15 protein-coding genes are annotated in these 16,601 nt (G+C 32.2%); 10 read left to right on the top strand and 5 right to left on the bottom strand.

Annotated elements, in window-relative coordinates; translation table 11 throughout:
* Positions 1-12 precede the first annotated feature (12 nt).
* The 4 genes from ACAM30_RS01300 to ACAM30_RS01285 all read left to right on the top strand — a co-directional run bounded on the left by ACAM30_RS01300 (position 13) and on the right by ACAM30_RS01285 (position 4,602).
* A complete protein-coding gene (locus tag ACAM30_RS01300; RefSeq protein WP_369616865.1) occupies positions 13-1,434 on the top strand; it encodes an RtcB family protein in 1,422 nt (473 codons plus the stop codon).
* A gap of 459 nt (positions 1,435-1,893) precedes the next feature.
* Positions 1,894-2,694 carry a TatD family hydrolase gene (locus ACAM30_RS01295; RefSeq protein ID WP_369616864.1) on the top strand — a complete coding sequence of 267 codons (801 nt, stop codon included), beginning with the start codon at positions 1,894-1,896 and terminating at the stop codon, positions 2,692-2,694.
* Positions 2,695-2,785: 91 nt separating this feature from the next.
* On the top strand, positions 2,786-3,547 hold the full coding sequence (locus ACAM30_RS01290) for a nucleotidyltransferase domain-containing protein (RefSeq protein ID WP_369616863.1): 762 nt from the start codon (positions 2,786-2,788) through the stop codon (positions 3,545-3,547).
* Complete coding sequence (locus ACAM30_RS01285) at positions 3,544-4,602, top strand: nucleotidyltransferase domain-containing protein (protein ID WP_369616862.1); 1,059 nt, start codon at positions 3,544-3,546, stop codon at positions 4,600-4,602. Before ACAM30_RS01290 ends, ACAM30_RS01285 begins: the two co-directional genes overlap by 4 nt.
* Before the next feature lie 22 nt (positions 4,603-4,624).
* On the opposite strand, the gene ACAM30_RS01280 is transcribed toward ACAM30_RS01285, so the two are convergent.
* The 4 genes from ACAM30_RS01280 to ACAM30_RS01265 are packed head-to-tail and all read right to left on the bottom strand — an operon-like array spanning position 4,625 to position 7,443.
* Positions 4,625-5,452, bottom strand: a complete 828-nt coding sequence (locus ACAM30_RS01280) for a sensor histidine kinase (RefSeq protein WP_369616861.1) — start codon at positions 5,450-5,452, stop codon at positions 4,625-4,627.
* Entirely contained in the window at positions 5,449-6,096 is a 648-nt protein-coding gene (locus ACAM30_RS01275; RefSeq protein WP_369616860.1) for a hypothetical protein, read from the bottom strand. Before ACAM30_RS01275 ends, ACAM30_RS01280 begins: the two co-directional genes overlap by 4 nt.
* Positions 6,097-6,100: 4 nt before the next feature.
* A complete protein-coding gene (locus tag ACAM30_RS01270; protein ID WP_369616859.1) occupies positions 6,101-6,808 on the bottom strand; it encodes a hypothetical protein in 708 nt (235 codons plus the stop codon).
* A 5-nt stretch (positions 6,809-6,813) separates the two neighbouring features.
* Positions 6,814-7,443, bottom strand: a complete 630-nt coding sequence (locus ACAM30_RS01265) for a response regulator transcription factor (RefSeq protein ID WP_017496092.1) — start codon at positions 7,441-7,443, stop codon at positions 6,814-6,816.
* A 225-nt stretch (positions 7,444-7,668) separates the two neighbouring features.
* Here ACAM30_RS01265 and ACAM30_RS01260 point away from each other — a divergent pair, with 225 nt between their 5' ends.
* The 4 genes from ACAM30_RS01260 to ACAM30_RS01245 all read left to right on the top strand — a co-directional run bounded on the left by ACAM30_RS01260 (position 7,669) and on the right by ACAM30_RS01245 (position 13,773).
* Positions 7,669-7,965 (top strand): hypothetical protein, encoded by a 297-nt coding sequence (locus tag ACAM30_RS01260; protein WP_369616858.1) that lies wholly within the window; start codon positions 7,669-7,671, stop codon positions 7,963-7,965.
* A gap of 11 nt (positions 7,966-7,976) precedes the next feature.
* A complete protein-coding gene (locus ACAM30_RS01255) occupies positions 7,977-9,137 on the top strand; it encodes a hypothetical protein (RefSeq protein ID WP_369616857.1) in 1,161 nt (386 codons plus the stop codon).
* Positions 9,138-9,445: 308 nt separating this feature from the next.
* The gene (locus ACAM30_RS01250; protein ID WP_369616856.1) at positions 9,446-11,641 is read left to right on the top strand and encodes an ATP-dependent endonuclease; all 2,196 of its coding nucleotides are present in this window, start codon (positions 9,446-9,448) and stop codon (positions 11,639-11,641) included.
* Entirely contained in the window at positions 11,623-13,773 is a 2,151-nt protein-coding gene (locus ACAM30_RS01245) for a UvrD-helicase domain-containing protein (protein ID WP_369616855.1), read from the top strand. The genes ACAM30_RS01250 and ACAM30_RS01245 overlap by 19 nt, the downstream gene beginning before the upstream one ends.
* Before the next feature lie 494 nt (positions 13,774-14,267).
* Here the strand turns inward: ACAM30_RS01245 and ACAM30_RS01240 are convergent, their stop codons facing one another.
* The gene (locus ACAM30_RS01240; RefSeq protein WP_369616854.1) at positions 14,268-14,669 is read right to left on the bottom strand and encodes a helix-turn-helix domain-containing protein; all 402 of its coding nucleotides are present in this window, start codon (positions 14,667-14,669) and stop codon (positions 14,268-14,270) included.
* A 184-nt stretch (positions 14,670-14,853) separates the two neighbouring features.
* Here ACAM30_RS01240 and ACAM30_RS01235 point away from each other — a divergent pair, with 184 nt between their 5' ends.
* The gene (locus tag ACAM30_RS01235; RefSeq protein ID WP_369616853.1) at positions 14,854-15,480 is read left to right on the top strand and encodes a hypothetical protein; all 627 of its coding nucleotides are present in this window, start codon (positions 14,854-14,856) and stop codon (positions 15,478-15,480) included.
* Positions 15,481-15,630: 150 nt separating this feature from the next.
* Positions 15,631-16,593, top strand: coding sequence for a multicopper oxidase domain-containing protein (locus ACAM30_RS01230; protein WP_369616852.1), 963 nt, complete (start codon positions 15,631-15,633; stop codon positions 16,591-16,593).
* Positions 16,594-16,601: the final 8 nt, after the last annotated feature.

Genomic DNA, 16,601 nt, shown 5'->3' with positions numbered 1-16,601 from the left:
AAAAGAAAAACAATGAAAACACAAATAAACGGTACAGAAATATTAGAATTAGGATTCCCTGAAGGAAAAATAATCGGGATTGCCTTAAAAATAAACAGCAAAAGAAACGGATTTACAAGAGACGAAATGATTGCTCATTACAAAAACGTCTTAGAAACTCCGGAGAATTATATAGACGATAAAACCTTTAGCAAACTGGCTGTTGCTTTGATCGAAAAATCCAATGAAAAGCCGGAAGATTTTATTGCTTTAAATCAGAATCCGAATGTGTATTCGGCTTACGGATTGGATCATATCGAAGACGGTGCCAGAAAACAAATGGAAGTAGCCATGAAATTACCGGTTACCGTTGCCGGAGCGTTAATGCCCGACGCACATCAGGGTTACGGATTACCGATTGGCGGAGTTCTGGCTACCAAAAATGCCATTATCCCGTATGGTGTTGGTGTTGATATCGGGTGTAGAATGGCGTTGTCGGTTTATGATATTCCGGAAGCTTTTTACTTTGAAAACGAAGCCAAATTCAAAAAAGAATTAATTGCGAATTCTATTTTTGGAGCGGGACACGGATTTCACGGTCATTACAAATCAGAGCATGCGGTTTTGGAGAACGAAACGTTCAATATGAATCCGTTTGTAAAGAATTTGAAGGATAAAGCCTGGTCGCAATTAGGATCTTCGGGTGGTGGGAATCACTTTGTGGAATTCGGAATCATGGAGTTTGCTCAGGACGATGCGGTTTTGAACATTCCGAAAGGGAAATATGTCGCTTTGTTAACGCATTCCGGTTCACGTGGAATGGGAGCTACAATCGCTGGACATTATACTAAAATTGCAAAAGACGTTTGTAAACTTCCGGAAGTGGCTAAAAACTTAGCGTATCTGGATATGAACACACAATTGGGACAGGAATACTGGCTGGCGATGAATTTGGCGGGAGATTATGCTTCGGCATGCCATGAAGTTATCCATAACAAAATGGAACGCGCTTTAGGTGCAACGATTTTAGCCAAAGTTGAAAACCATCATAATTTTGCCTGGAAAGAAATCTGGAACGGAGAAGAGGTGATCGTGCATAGAAAAGGAGCAACTCCAGCCGGAAAAGGTGTGATGGGAATCATTCCGGGAAGTATGACCGCACCGGGGTTTTTGGTGAGAGGAAAAGGCGAGGAGAATGCTATTAATTCGGCTTCGCATGGAGCAGGAAGACAAATGAGCCGAACTCAGGCCATCAAAAACATCACGCCAACCGAGATGAAATCGATCCTGAGCGATCATGGCGTTACGCTTATCGGAGCAGGTCTGGACGAAGCGCCAATGGCTTATAAAGATATCCATCAGGTCATGGAAGCACAACAGGATTTAGTGGATGTTGTAGCTAAATTTACACCGAAACTGGTGAGAATGGCGGATGATGGAAGTCGTGAGGATTAGTTTCTTTAGAGATGCTGAGGTTCTAAGGTTTCTCATCACAGTGATTATTCTCATTTTATGTCATTTCGATCGAAGGGAGAAATCACACGCAGGATTCGACAAAGATTGGCAATTTTAACCGCAAGGAACGCTAGGATTTATGCAAGGCTCGCAAAGGTTCTTCCGCATTTTTGTCATTTCGACGTAAGGAGACTCGAGCGATAGCGAATAGGCGAAGCAAATCTTAGCAAGAAACTCTACAAAGATTAGACTCACGTTGCGGAGCTGCTTGTGGAGATTTCTCCTCCGTCGAAATGACAAATATTACGCTTAAAAAATAATTAAGCAAAGACTCAAAGAGAAGAAACCTTTGTCCTTCTGTCCCTTTGAGTCTTTGCAACTTAAAAAAAAATAATCGGTTCCAAAGAGGAAAAGCTTAGCATCTTAGTCTCTCAGAACCTTAGAAACTTTTAAAAAAAAATGAATACATACATAGACATAGGTATTAACCTAACCAATAAACAATTCCAAAACGACACAGACGATGTCGTACAAGACGCGCTCGATGCCGACGTATCACAGATGATACTCACAGGTACCAGCATACGAAATAGCGAAGAATCTGCAAAGATGGCAAGACAGTACCCGGGCGTACTGTATGCGACAGCAGGAATACACCCGCATGATGCGAAGAGTTTCGATGCGCAGAGTATTTCGAAACTTCGAAAACTATTAGAACTAAAACAGGTAGTTTCGGTTGGCGAATGCGGACTCGATTTTGATCGTGATTTTTCGCCCCGAAATGTACAGGAAACCTGCTATAAAGCCCAACTCGAATTGGCGATTGAAGTACAGAAACCTTTGTTTTTGCACGAAAGAGCTGCTTTTACAAAGTTTATGGACATTACCAAAGACTATTTACCGCAATTGCCCAAAGCCGTGGTGCATTGTTTTACGGGAACCTTGCAGGAAGCCAAAACCTATCTCGATCACGGATTTTACCTGGGTTTTACCGGAGCGATTTCAGATGTTAAACGTTTCGCTCATTTAAAAGAAGTGATTCAATACGTACCGCTCGACCGCCTGATGATCGAAACCGATGCGCCGTTTATGCTTCCTAAAAATGTCCCGAACAGCCTCTTGAAGAAATACCACGAACGTCGTTGCGAACCTGCTTTTCTGCCGTATGTGGCCGGAACCATTGCACAGTTTAAAGGAATTACTTTAGATAAGGTTGCAGAGGAAACGACTCGAAATGCTAAAAGCTTTTTTGGGATTTAGGTTTAATTCTAAAGATTATCTGTTGGCTTTTAAATCATGTGTTATTACTTGATTTAAAGCTTTCCTGTTTACTTAATATTTGAAAACAATCATGAAAGAAAAAATACTAGAAAAATTAAAAGAAATAGAAAAGCAGAAGGATGTAGAGATACTTTTTGCAGTAGAATCAGGAAGTCGTGCCTGGGGATTTGCTTCTCCGGATAGCGATTACGATATTCGTTTTATATACAAACACAAACCAGATTACTATTTGTCACTTTGGGAAAAATCCGATGTGATCGAATTTATGACCGAAGATGATCTTGATGGTTCTGGCTGGGATTTACGCAAATCCGTAAAGTTATTAGCAAAATCTAATACCGCTTTGATGGAGTGGTTGTTTTCGCCAGTTGTGTATTTTCAGAATGATGCTTTTGTAAAACAAATGCAGGATCTAGCTGTCGAATGTTTTTCACCAATAGCGGTTTTACACCACTATCTAGGAACAACGAAAAATTTCATGGAAGTCTGCGAAATGGAAGAAGTAAAACTAAAAAGTTATTTCTATGCTTTAAGAACGGCTTTAGCAGGAAAATGGATTATAGAAAAGAATACTTTTCCTCCCGTTGCTTTTGCCGATTTATTGCCAATTGCACCACAGAATATACAAGAGAAAATAATAGAGCTGCAAAATATAAAAGCCGATCAGGATGAAAAATATTTGCACACTAAAGAAACTTTAATAACCGATTTTTTATTGGAAACGATACAATTTAATCAAGAGAATGCGAGTAAGTTAGGAAGTGGGAAAAGATTGAGTGAAGAGCTGGAATTGTTTTTTAAAATAACTATAAAACAAGAATTAGTAAAATGACCATCCAAAACCTAAAATCTCAAAACCTTATCCTTTTCGAAGTCATTTCAGGGAGTAAATCTTTTGGATTGAATACTCCAACATCTGACACCGATATTAAGGGGGTTTATTATCTGCCTAAAGAAAGATTCTTTGGATTAGATTATATTCCGCAAGTTAGTAATGAAACGAATGATGAAGTGTATTACGAAATTGGTCGTTTTGTAGAGTTATTGCTTAAAAACAACCCCAATATACTTGAAATTTTGGCTTCTCCGGAAGATTGTATTTTGTACAAACATCCCTTAATGGAGTACTTGAAAATAGAAGATTTTCTGTCGAAACTTTGCAAAGATTCTTTTGCAGGTTATGCCGTAACTCAGATTAAAAAGGCGAGAGGTTTAAACAAGAAAATTGTAAATCCAATGCCAAAGGAAAAGAAAAACCTTTTGGACTTTTGTTATGTTTTAAATGGATACGAAACAGTTTCTTTATTGGCATTTTTAAAAGAGAATAACTGGAATCAGGAACAAATTGGTTTGGTAAATCTTCCTAATTCAAAAGGAATGTTTGCGATGTTTTATGACGAAAATAAAACTTTAGGCTATAAAGGAATTATTCAGAAAGAAACCTCCAATGAAGTTTCGCTTTCATCAATTCCAAAAGATGAAAAGCTAATGGGTTACTTGTCTTGTAATCAGGATGGCTATTCAAAGTATTGCAAAGAATATACTGAATACTGGAACTGGATTGAGAAGCGTAACGAAGATCGTTACAATACGAACCAACAACACGGAAAGAATTATGACAGTAAAAACATGATGCACACCATCAGGCTTTTACAAACTGCTGAGCAAATTTTGTCCACTGGAAAATTAAATATCAGAGTTTCTAATCGGGATGAATTATTAGATATAAAAGCAGGAAACAAAGAATACGATGATTTACTGGAAATGGCCGATCAATTAATTGCTTCAATAGAAAGTCATTACGTAACTTCAAATCTTCCTGACAAACCTGATGAAGAAAAGGCCGTTCAAACCATAATCAAAATTAGAGAAGAATTGTATAAATAAGGAAAGGCCTGCTTTTGATGTTTTAAAAAGATTCTTTGCTGTACTGTTCTAAAATTTGATCTTCTAAGGGGCACACAAACAATAAATGTGTCCCTTTTTGAGCAGGAACAATTTTAAAAGTGCCATTTATGGCTTCCATTCGAAGTGACATATTGTTCATACCATTTCCTTTTTGAATCGTATCAGAAAATCCAACTCCGTTATCATTAATCGTAATTTTAAGATCATCCTCAGTCTGTTCAAATTGAATTTGTAGAGTAGTTGCCTGACTGTGCTTGTAGACATTATGTACGGCTTCTTTTACTACCAGAAAAAGATTTCTTCTGGCTTTTACAGATAAATTGGTTTCTTTTTCAATAATATTCGAATCTAGCTGAAATGTTATAGTAGTCTTGTCTAAAAAACGTTTGACATAGAGACTTACATATTCTATAAAATTACCAATAGTATCATTTTGAGAATTCAGACTCCAGAGAATTTCTCTCATGGCTAAATTCATCTCTTCTGAAGTTGATATAATGACTTCCAGATCTTCCGAAAAACTTTCTTCAGGCATTTTATATTTTAAAAATTCTGCCTGAAGTTTTATGGCCGAAATTCCGGCACCAAGATCATCATGCATATCCTGTGAAATTCGCTCTCTTTCTACTTGAATCGCTTTTTGACGCTCTAGTTCTTTTTGGAGTAATTGGTTTTGAAACTCGCTTTCTTTGATTTGGTTTTCCTGCTGCTGAATAAGCTGTTTTTTGTTGTAAACAAATACAACCATAATTATAAAACAAACAAATAACAGCATCACCATGATGGCAATGATATAAGTAAGTTTTATTTCGTGAGGCAGCTCGCTCATTTAGTTGAGGTTTTTGTGATTCGCTCATATTTTATAAGGGCATAATAAAATAAAGCATACATGATAAAATTGACTACAGAGCTAATTTTTCTTAGAATTTCTAAGAAAAACAGATCTTCTTTTTCGAATAAATACATAGGTGTAAACCTAAAAATGATGTAAGTACTCCAGAAAAGTAAAGCGGTTGAAATCCAGAAATTCTGATCGTCGGTGATCTTACCTTCAACCGGAATTTGAAGTTTCTGATAAAACCACAAAATGGAATTAAAAATGTAGAATAAAGCGACCAATATTCCTAGTTGTGGTAAAAACTTTGTGCTTAGAATATCAATAAAAATGAAACAGTAAGATAAAAGGACGAATGAAACGAATAACCCCATTCGCTTAAAATTTCCGATAAAGATCTTTGAAAAGTAGATTCCAAAAAATAAAATGCAGAATACTGCATATATATTATAATAAACGGCAAAGTCAAATTGATTTAAGTAGGCTTTAATTTCTCCAAAGACTTCTAAACTTAAAGTCCCAATTAGATAAATACCTAAATAGTTTTGAGCCGGAAATGTATATTTCCAGCCCAAAACTATTGCTTTTAGTGCTGTTATGCTTAAACAACTTATGTAAACAATTTGTAATACTTCCATTTAGTTAAGGATAAACTCTTCCAAAGTCGTATGCCTGAGCTCTGCCTTTTGAAACACTTTGTGCACGAACGACTACACTCAATTTATTTTGATTTATAGACTCTTGAGCAGTTTCTTCAAATTTAATCATTTCAAAAAACAATTCTGAGTAACTAGATTCGGGTGTGGAATTAATTAAAAAATGCTTTAGAATATAAAAATAGAGGTCTTTAAGTTTATAACTAACTGCTTCCGTATTATTGATCTGAAGACCACCTATCCAGGTTTTTGAATTAATTGTTTGAAGTAATTTATTTTTATAATTGGTACTATATTTTATAAAGGCTTCTTTCTCAATTTTTTCTATTTTGTGAGTATTAATTTTGAAAAAGAAATCTTTATCTCCAATTTTTTCGGTTTCTACAGAAGATATAGAAAAACAAATTGAAAATTGATCATTATCATCTTGTATGAAGTATATTTTAAAGTAATCTAGTACCTTCTTTTCTTCTATGGGGGCATTATCATAAGAATTAAATATTTCAGAAATGAAATTTTCTGAATCGATAGAGAAATCATAAATCATATTATCGATTGCTAGTTTTCTTAAAGCTTCATTTCTTGAATCAACCTCTACATCCGGCATAATTTTAAGAACTATTGGTGCGAATGTTTCATAATTTTTTGAGATTGTTTTTTCAGTAACTTTTTCTTGTAGTTTTAGAGTGTCCATAATTTCTAGTTTTTGGTGTTAAACTTGTTAATTGCTTCAATTTTGTTACTTACTTGTAGTTTTCGGTAGATATTGCCAATGTGTTTTTTAATGGTGTCGATGGTGACATTTTTTTTATCGGCAATTTCTTTGTAGAGAAGTCCCTGCGCCAGCAAGTCAAGAACTTCTTTTTCGGTTACAGTCAGTAACGATAAGGTTTGTACTTGTACTTTTGTTTCCTGAAAATGTTGTAAAACGCGCTTCGCAATCGCAAAACTCATAGGGGCACCGCCTTTGTGAGCTTCCTGAATCGCCTGAATGATCTTGTCCAGCGGATCTCCTTTTACCAGATAACCGCTTGCACCTGCACGTAATGCCGAAAATATTTTTTCGTCATTTTCAAAACTGGTGCACATTACGAAGGTTGTGCCTGGCATTACATCTGTTAATTTAAAAACAAGATCAATACCTGATAAATCCTGCAGCTGAATATCCATTAAAACCACGTCTGGCTCTAAGGCTTCCAGTTTTTGCAAAGCATTTTTACCGTTAAAAAACTGAGCCACACATTCCATATCCTGCTGGAAATCGATGATATTTTTTAAGGCCTGATTGTAATTCTTATCATCCTCTACTATGGCTACTTGTATCTTCATGGCGTTACATTTTCTTTTACAAAGTTGTACAATAAGTTCATTGACCGCAATTACCCTTTTGGGTGATATTAGAAATTAACTCAAAAAAGACAAATGGTATTCATAGAATAAACTTACAAAAAATAAAGTGAGAATTGTAAAAAATAAAATATCACACAAAAGGGTAATTGATTGATATACTGTTATCAGGATACTTTTGAGATGTTAACTAAAAACATAGAAATCATGAAAACAATTAAGGTAAAAGTTAGAATTAGTAACGGATCAGCACCCGATTCAATTAGAGTTGAAATCAAAAACATGGATACTCGTAAAGAAATTGAGTATGAATCTGCAACTTCTTTTAATCAAGATTTTAATATAGAAAGCGGTCGCTATACCCTTAAACTATTTGGAATGAACGCTATAAATGGAAAAACAGAAATAGAAGTATTGGGTAGTTTTATCAGAGGACCATTTCATAATGCTAAAAGAGTGACAACGAAGCCATTCATTACTGAATTATTTTATTTCGAAATTTAAATAAACAGATCATGAAAAAATATTTTATAAGCTTGCTACTTTTAACGTCTGCTCATGTTGTGTTAGCGCAAGATGAAAAAGTACAAAAATTCAGAGAAGCTACGGATGATTCAAAATCAGGAAATTACAAAGAAGTTTTGTCTAATTTATTTCAATTAGGAACTAGTAATTTAACGGGGCCAAACAAAAGTGTCGAATTTAATTCTACCTTATACGGTATTAAATCTATTTTTTGGGATAATATCACAACAGATACAGTTTTTGCTAAACAGAAATTTTCAAGAAATTTAGAGTTCAATACGAAGCTTAATTTCGATGAACAGTTTAATTACAAAGGATTTTCCGGCGGAATTACTTACGCTTTGATTAATCAGAGAGACAAAGACGTTGCCAATTTTGCAAAAACTGCACTTGAACTTGAATATAAATTTTGGACTAGCAAATTATCTGAAATACAAGATAAACTTGTTAGTGAATTAGATAAAACAGGTGACAAGAAGTTTAGTGAAAAAATGGAAGCTATAAATATAGCAGCCTCTATACTGACAAATAAAGAATTTGATAAAATAGATGATTCAAATATTTATTTTGATAAAATCATTACTGAGTTTGAAAACCGAAACAAATCGATAAAATTGAAAGATTTTATCGAGAAAATTCATGAATTAAGAGAAAAAGAATATTCCAATCTTGAAAAAAAAGCATTATGGACGGTTTCTTTAAATGGAACTACTAACGATAAGGGGAATAATAAGAAACTTACTTTCGGGACTGTTTTTTTGCAAGGTTTTAAAAACCTGGAATTAGATATTAGATCAAATTTAATTTACTCCGACACTTTAATAGAGAAGAGTGTTCAAAGATTAGAATTGAGAAATTCTGCTGGTCTTAACTATAAAATGTTTAAAAGAAATGACCAAAGTGTATTTGAAATAAAATTATATATGGAGTATAATTCGATTTTGAAAAATAAATTAGCTGATGAAAAAAAGAATACTTTTTTAGCGAGTTCCGATTTCAGAATTCGTGTAACTAAAGATATTTGGATTCCTTTAACGATCAAGTATGATATTGAGAAATCTAACTTTCTTGGGTTTTTGAATATTACTTATAATTTTGGAAAAGAGGACAAAGAAGAACTCGTCTTAAATAATAAAAAAAATAATAAATAAATGGTATAGTTTTTCATTGAGTAAAACACTGCTGCGCAAAATAATTGTGCAGCAGTGTTTTTATTTTGGAACTTAAGAAAAGCTCTTGGTTAAATCAGGGGTTTGTACTTGGTTTGAAGGCTTTTTGTTTGTATATATTTGAAAACAAACAATAATTCAAAAATTATATTGATTATGGAAAACCGTAAAAAAGCTATAGAAATCTTCTGCATATTTGATCGATTTTATCTGATATAATTCAATCTATTCATTTAGATTAAGTTTAGGAGAAAATAGCTGTTAAGTTTAAAAAGAAATAAAATAAAAATATGATAATAGAATCTGTATTAATTAGAAATTTTAGACTTCTAAAAGATTTAAAATTAGATTTGGAGAATGATTTATCTCTACTCTTGGGAAAAAATAATTCAGGAAAGACCTCAATATTGAGCGCCTTAGATAAATTTATTAATCAATCTGAGAATAAAAAAATTTCATCGGATGATTTCAACATATCGTATAAGGAAGAGATTAGGAAGTTAATTGAATCTCCCAATGAATTAACTGAAAAAGATTATAATGACAATATTCATGGAATTATTTTAAGATTGGTAGTTTCTTATACCGACGAAGATGACTTTGAAAACATTTCAAAATTAATGATGGATTTAGACCCTGATAATAATTATTTGATTTTAGGATATGATTATTCTTTGCATTTTAATGATTACAAGCTGTTTAGGTCTGACTTTAAGACTTTTAAAATTGAAGAGAAAAGAAAATTAGATGAATCTATAAAAAAAGAAAAAGGTAAGCTTAAAAATGAAAGAAAATTATACAAACAGAAAGGTTTTGACATTTTTTTTAAGTTATATCAAGATAAATATTTTCATCATAGAAAGAAATCTATAGCATACGATTATAAAAATAAAGTTTTATTTGAAGATCAATTTATTGATTTAGATAATAATTCAACTAAAGTAAATTTAAAGAATGTTATAAATTTCAAATATATAAGTGCCAGAAGAAATGTTACTAATAAAGAAGCGGATAAAACTCTTTCTTCCCAAACATCACAAATTTATGAAAGAAGTGAAAAGAATGAAGAAGATAGTAAAAGTATAGAAGAATTTAAGGAAACATTAAGTGAAACAGACGAAACACTTACAAATGTTTATGCTTCACTTTTTGGAAGAATTGTAAAGAAAGTTGAACGATTTGGAGGTATTAAAAAAGGAGAATCCGTTATAAAGATTATTTCATCTTTGGAGAGAAGAGAACTACTCAAAGGTAACACCACAGTTATTTACGAGCATGATGAGTCCAGCTCTTTGCCTGAATTTTATAATGGTTTAGGTTACATGAATCTTATAAGTATGATTTTTGAAATTGAAATATTACTTCAAGAATTTAAGAGAAGTAAGGATGAAAAGCCAGCAGATATTAATTTGTTGTTTATTGAAGAACCGGAGGCTCATACTCATCCACAAATGCAGTATGTTTTTATCACTAATATTAAATCACTTCTAGAAGAGGGAATTGTAAAAAATGGATGTGTAGATAAGAAGCTTCAATATGTAATATCGACGCATTCATCACATATCGTTTCAAATTGTAAAGATTTTAATTCAATAAAATATCTAAAAAAAGAAAATCAAAATAGTATAAAATCAAAAAATCTAAAAGATTTAGAAAATGAATATTCTGAAGCAGGACAGGAGCAGAATTTTAGATTTTTGAAACAATATTTAACCCTCAATAGGTCTGAACTATTTTTTGCTGATAAAGCAATTTTTATTGAAGGTGATACAGAGAGAATACTTTTGCCTGCAATGATGAAAAAAATAGATTTAGAGGAATCATTACTTGAAAATGAATTAGAATTGCTTTCACAAAATATATCAATAGTAGAGGTAGGAAATTATGCAAACATCTTCGAAAGATTTATAAATTTTATAGGAGTAAAAAGTTTGATTGTTACTGATTTAGATTCTGTAAAAAAAGATTTTATTAGAAATGATAAAGGAGAGATAAAAAAAACGTCAAAAGGTAACGATAGACAAGCTGATTTTAGTTGTAGAGTTATAGAAGGGCAAAAAACAACAAATCCAACTTTAAATTTCTTTTTCCCAGGTTTGCATTTTTCTGAATTACTGTCCAAATCTGAAGAAGAAAAAAGATTTTTAAAAGATTCAAATTGGATTAATAGTAAGGACGGTTTTTTGCAGATAGCTTTTCAAATAAAAGATGTTAAGAATTATTGCCCTAGAAGTTTTGAAGATGCTTTTTTTAATATAGATGAAAACATCACTTTCATAAAAAATAATAGAAGTAAATTCAATGGATTAAAAAATATGGCATTATTTTATGATGCTACAAAGGACGCATATGATTTGGGTGAAAAATGTATTGAAAGTAAAGGCTCTTTTGCTCTAGATATTCTCCTGAATAGTGATGAAGATTACAGCGAATGGAAAATTCCTGCATATATAAAACAAGGGTTATTATGGTTACGAAAAGAGTAAATTTAGAGTTAGAGGTTCGAAAAATATTTGAACACATTGATAACGGGAATAATTTTTTGTTGAGTGGTGGTGCTGGAAGTGGTAAGACATATTCCTTAGTTCAGGTAATAAGACAAGTTATAGAAGAGAATCCGTTTGTTAAAGTTGCTTGTATGACTTATACAAATTCTGCGGTAAAAGAGATAGAAGAAAGGGTTAATCATAAAAACTTAAATGTAACAACTATTCATGATTTCCTGTGGGATTGTATAAGTAATTATCAAACCGATTTGAAAAGATATTTAATTGAATTGATAAACGATCCTAATTCAAAAATTAATACAGTAAATAATCAGAAAGTTGGGATCGATTATTATGACAAAGTAGAAAAAATTAAATATGATAATTTTCTAAGAATCGCTGATGGAATAATTTCACATGACGAAGTTATTTTATTGGCGGAAAAGATGTTTAAACACTCTGTAAAATTATGTTCCGTAATAAAAGATAAATTTCCCTTTATTTTTATTGATGAGTATCAAGATACTCAAAAAGAAGTAATAGAAATATTTTTAAATCATCTAAAAAATAGTAAAAAAAAATCTGTTGTAGGATTTTTTGGAGATGCAATGCAATCTATTTATGAAGGTGGAATTGGGAATTTAGATGGATATATTGGAGAAGGAGATAAGGTAAGGGAAGTACAAAAAACTCAAAATAGAAGAAATCCTAAACAAATTTATGATTTAGCAAATGAATTGCGAACTGATGGCTTAAAACAAAGTCATTCAGATGATCAGAGTGCACCAAACATGGATAAAAATTCTGGACAAGTAAAAAAAGGAAGCATAATTTTTTATTATAGCCAAGATGAAAAGAATGAAGTTGTTAAACAAGATTTGTTAAATACATATTCTTGGGATTTTACAAATACTAGAGAAACAAAAGAACTAAATCTTACTCATAATTTAATAGCGAAAAAAGCTGGTTTTCCTAGTCTTATTGAGATATATGATAAAGATCCAATTGTAAAACATCTACAAGCGATTAGAAAATATATACGTCTTACAAATTTCTCTTATGATAAAAATATTGTAGTTAAAGATTTAATTAGTACATTAAAGTTAGAGATAAAAACTAAAATAGAAAGTTTAGGTTTAAGTTCTTTTACTGTATTAAAATTTATAGAAAATTTAAAAAACACATATGCTTCAAATGAATCTGAAGTAATTACTTTATTAGAGAAAATTAAACCAATTGATGACAATACAATTAAAGAAGAACATAAAGTATTAATTCGTGAATTTAGGGAAGAAACTGGAATTACAGAGATTGATTTTATTTATGTAATTAAAGTAATGAAAGAGATAGATAAAGGGATTGATGGAAAGCATACTCATTTATATGATACAATAAAAGAAGAAAAGTATGAAAAAGTAAAATCTCTTTTTTTTGATAAAGATAACTTAATAGATGATAAAAAACAGAATGAGGAAGATGAAAGTAAAAAAGGTTCAAACAGAGACGTACTAATTAAGTTTTTGTATAAAATTCAATTTTGTGTAGATCTTTATGAGCAGAATAAATTCAACGAATTTTTACAAACAATTGATCTAAAGAAAAATGAAGGAGAAGGTATTCTAACTTTTAAAAATAGATTGAAAAAGATCATTGACGATTTAAAATCAAAGTCAAATGAAAAAATAGAGGATATACTATCTTTTGTTAATGAATCAGGATTTTTAAATAGCAATAGAGATGATAGATTTAATAGATTTAAAGATGAAAAAAAATATCTCTATGATAAAGTCAAAGAAGTAAGTTTTGCAGAGTTCATAAACTTGTATAATTATTTAGAAGGTAAAACACCGTTTTCGACTCAGCACAAAACTAAAGGTGACGAGTTTGACAATGTATTAGTCGTACTTGATAATGGTAAATGGAATGACTACAATTTCAAATATCTTTTTGAAAAGAATGGAAGTCAAAGTGTTTTAGAAAGAACACAAAAAATATTTTATGTATGCTGTACGAGAGCAAAAGAAGAGTTAGCGATTTACTATCATGGTATAAATGAAACGGAGAATGCTTTAATATTTGAAACTGCTAAAGAATGGTTCGGAGATAATTTAATTGATGCTGATAAATTATGATAGTTTAAAATAAAATTCTAACAAAAAACGCGCAAACCCTCAAAAGTTTGCGTTTTTTCAATTTTATATAAAAAAAAAGAAAACCTCTATTTCCCTTTCAGCCTGAACTCATTTTCAAATCGTCTTGACTTGGTGCCTAATGTTAAGTAATACCTCAAGAAAATAAAATTTCCTTCATCAACAAAAAGTTGTGGCAAATTTGATTTTTATTTTTGTTTTGCCACAACTTCTGTGGCAATTTTTTTGTGTTTTTTGTTTTTGCCACAAAACTGTGGCAAAAACATTTTTAATTTTCATTTTGCCACAAAAGTTGTGTCAAAATTGATTTTTATTTTTGTTTTGTCACAACTTCCGTGACAAAATTTCTGTGTCAAAGTTTTTATTTTTTTAAATTTTGACACAACTTTAAAAAAGAAAGGACAACAAAAAAAATGCGCAAAATCAAAAGGATGATTTGCGCATTTTGTTATCAGAAAGTTCTCTTGGTGAGACTGTTATTTCAATTTCATTAATTTTTCTAAGTATTCGACCTTTTCTTTTTCGGCCTGAACCAAACGTTCGTAAAGCTCGACCACTTTATCAAGAGGGTTGAAGGTGCAATGATTTGGATGATTGTTAAATGATGCAGACCCAGCAGTACTATTATCATAAAAGGTATTGAAATAATTAAAAACAGATTCTTCTGTAAAATTTTCGATCGCTTCTACCGTCACGCCAAGTGCTTTTGCAATTAGTACTAGTTTTTCTTTGTCAATATTTTCGCTGGCTTCAATATTCGAAACAGATTGCTGGCTTACTCCAATAGCTTCAGCAAGAATCTCTTGTTTCATTCCGCGAAGTTCTCTGATACGGCTGATATTTCGGCCAATATTTCTGGGTCTGGTTTCTGTGCTCATAATTCAAAGATATTTATTTTTTTTGATAAAAACAGCGATCCGTAAAATACAAGGCTAATTTGGTAATGTACTTTCGGGTGTTTTTTTATTTGTTGTAAATATATTCTTTTTCTTACTTTTATGATGTCTTATTTTGGCAGATAAGTAGTAATTTTAAAATATTTATATTTGCATTATAAACTTCATGAAAAATGAACTACAAAATATCATTTCAGGAAAGAGCCAGGTTAGGCATGGAGATACTATCCAAACAATCTCCCGTTACCTTAGAAAAGGCACGAGCACAGGCAGAGCGCTTAAGTCTGGCAAGCAAATCAAAAGTGAAGAAACAGCGTTAATAAAAGAATTCTGCGACAGAAATTCTTTTTGGATTACCGGAATTAATATCAACGCTTTCATATCTTCGGGGGCTGAGCAAAAAGTGTATCTTCAAAATAAGCATAAAGTGATCAAATTGAATGATAGTATCTATTATGAAACTTGGGAAGATTATTTGAATAATTTGTTGCTGCATAATTATTTTTTTTGGGATACTGCCTATCAATTAAATGGATTTTCTGAACAGGATACTATATTATATGCAGTTGTAGAACAAAGATTCGTAGATTCTAATAGTGATACGGAATTAGAAAATGTAAAAGTTTTTTTGACTTCAAATGGTTTTGTTAACACTAGAAACAATGATTATTTTAACTCTGAATTGGGTATTATTCTTGAAGATTTGCATGATGAAAATGTTTTGACGTTTCAAGGGAATCTGTTCTTTATCGATACCGTTTTTTACCTCACACCAAACTTCTACGAACCTTGATCCTTTAAACCCCGATTCGCATCAAAGAAGAATTGTATTCTTAAAAAATAAAACTCAAGGCAGATTTTTACTACAAAATCAGGTATTTCTACGGGGTCTCAAAACCGACATTAATTTTAAATTTGAATTGCATTGCTGAATGTATTGGCAATGAATGATTTAAGTTTAGAAATGAAAGGATGCCCCAAATCCATAGTGCTCTTTTGCTTTTTACTAAGCAATTTGTTTTTGTTCTCTCAAAACGAACATTTAGTGATCGGGAGAACAACAGGAAAACTACTGCTTAAAAATAACGTCTCTGTCCGGACTTTTGGTTTTACGAACTCTCTTTCGGGGCAGGTTACTTTGCCGGGATCGGAGATAAAGGCAAAGGTTGGCGATACTGTTCGGGTTGATTTTTGGAGCATTTCGCAGGGAAATCCGGTCTCTTTATTTTGCAAGGCAATTGATTTTGTTCAATGGGACAAAAACAATAAGGTGATGAAGAAAAAAGAGGCCATTCATCATATGGAGCATGGGTTTTATTCTTTTATAGCCGAAGAACCGGGTACCTATTTGTATTACAGTCCCGAAAATTACCCGTTCAACCTTCAGGCGGGAATGTTTGGTCTCATCATTATTGAACCGAAAGAAAAAGATCTTCTGGCGCCTGAGCCCTTGCGTGAAATGCTTTGGTGCAGCAACGAAATGGATACAAAATGGCACGCCGATGCCATCATGGGTACCGAATACGATCCCCGAAATAAACCTATTGTTCTTCCTCCCTACAAACCCAATTATTTCCTGATTAATGGCAAAGTTGCTTCCGATACCAAAGGTTTACAATCGTTAGACCGTAAACACGAAACGGTGCTGCTTCGATTGGTCAATTCGGGATTATATCTTCATGAAATTGTATTTCCGCCTAATGCAAAACTGAAGTTGAGGTTTGGAAGTGAGACTGCTCTAACAGAATCGGCTAACGGGTGTAAAGTTGCACTTCATGAGGGAGAAAGTCTGGAAATACTTGTTTTCCTGGAAAATGTAGGAGATGGGGAACAATTGATTTACTGTTTTACTGATCCTATTTCAAAAAAGAAAGTTTACGAAACGGCTATTGCTGTTTTTCATTAAAATTAAAA

It is taken from the genome of Flavobacterium sp. CFS9 (assembly GCF_041154745.1).
GTDB lineage: Bacteria > Bacteroidota > Bacteroidia > Flavobacteriales > Flavobacteriaceae > Flavobacterium.
This window is presented reverse-complemented; position numbering and strand designations above follow the sequence as displayed.

Coding starts and splice junctions, on each gene's coding strand:
- ACAM30_RS01240 (WP_369616854.1), bottom strand. CDS start 14,669: ATGAGCACAGAAACCAGACCCAGAAATATTGGCCGAAATATCAGCCGT.
- ACAM30_RS01245 (WP_369616855.1), top strand. CDS start 11,623: ATGGTTACGAAAAGAGTAAATTTAGAGTTAGAGGTTCGAAAAATATTT.
- ACAM30_RS01235 (WP_369616853.1), top strand. CDS start 14,854: ATGAAAAATGAACTACAAAATATCATTTCAGGAAAGAGCCAGGTTAGG.
- ACAM30_RS01250 (WP_369616856.1), top strand. CDS start 9,446: ATGATAATAGAATCTGTATTAATTAGAAATTTTAGACTTCTAAAAGAT.
- ACAM30_RS01270 (WP_369616859.1), bottom strand. CDS start 6,808: ATGGACACTCTAAAACTACAAGAAAAAGTTACTGAAAAAACAATCTCA.
- ACAM30_RS01295 (WP_369616864.1), top strand. CDS start 1,894: ATGAATACATACATAGACATAGGTATTAACCTAACCAATAAACAATTC.
- ACAM30_RS01230 (WP_369616852.1), top strand. CDS start 15,631: ATGAATGATTTAAGTTTAGAAATGAAAGGATGCCCCAAATCCATAGTG.
- ACAM30_RS01255 (WP_369616857.1), top strand. CDS start 7,977: ATGAAAAAATATTTTATAAGCTTGCTACTTTTAACGTCTGCTCATGTT.
- ACAM30_RS01300 (WP_369616865.1), top strand. CDS start 13: ATGAAAACACAAATAAACGGTACAGAAATATTAGAATTAGGATTCCCT.
- ACAM30_RS01265 (WP_017496092.1), bottom strand. CDS start 7,443: ATGAAGATACAAGTAGCCATAGTAGAGGATGATAAGAATTACAATCAG.
- ACAM30_RS01260 (WP_369616858.1), top strand. CDS start 7,669: ATGAAAACAATTAAGGTAAAAGTTAGAATTAGTAACGGATCAGCACCC.
- ACAM30_RS01280 (WP_369616861.1), bottom strand. CDS start 5,452: ATGAGCGAGCTGCCTCACGAAATAAAACTTACTTATATCATTGCCATC.
- ACAM30_RS01285 (WP_369616862.1), top strand. CDS start 3,544: ATGACCATCCAAAACCTAAAATCTCAAAACCTTATCCTTTTCGAAGTC.
- ACAM30_RS01275 (WP_369616860.1), bottom strand. CDS start 6,096: ATGGAAGTATTACAAATTGTTTACATAAGTTGTTTAAGCATAACAGCA.
- ACAM30_RS01290 (WP_369616863.1), top strand. CDS start 2,786: ATGAAAGAAAAAATACTAGAAAAATTAAAAGAAATAGAAAAGCAGAAG.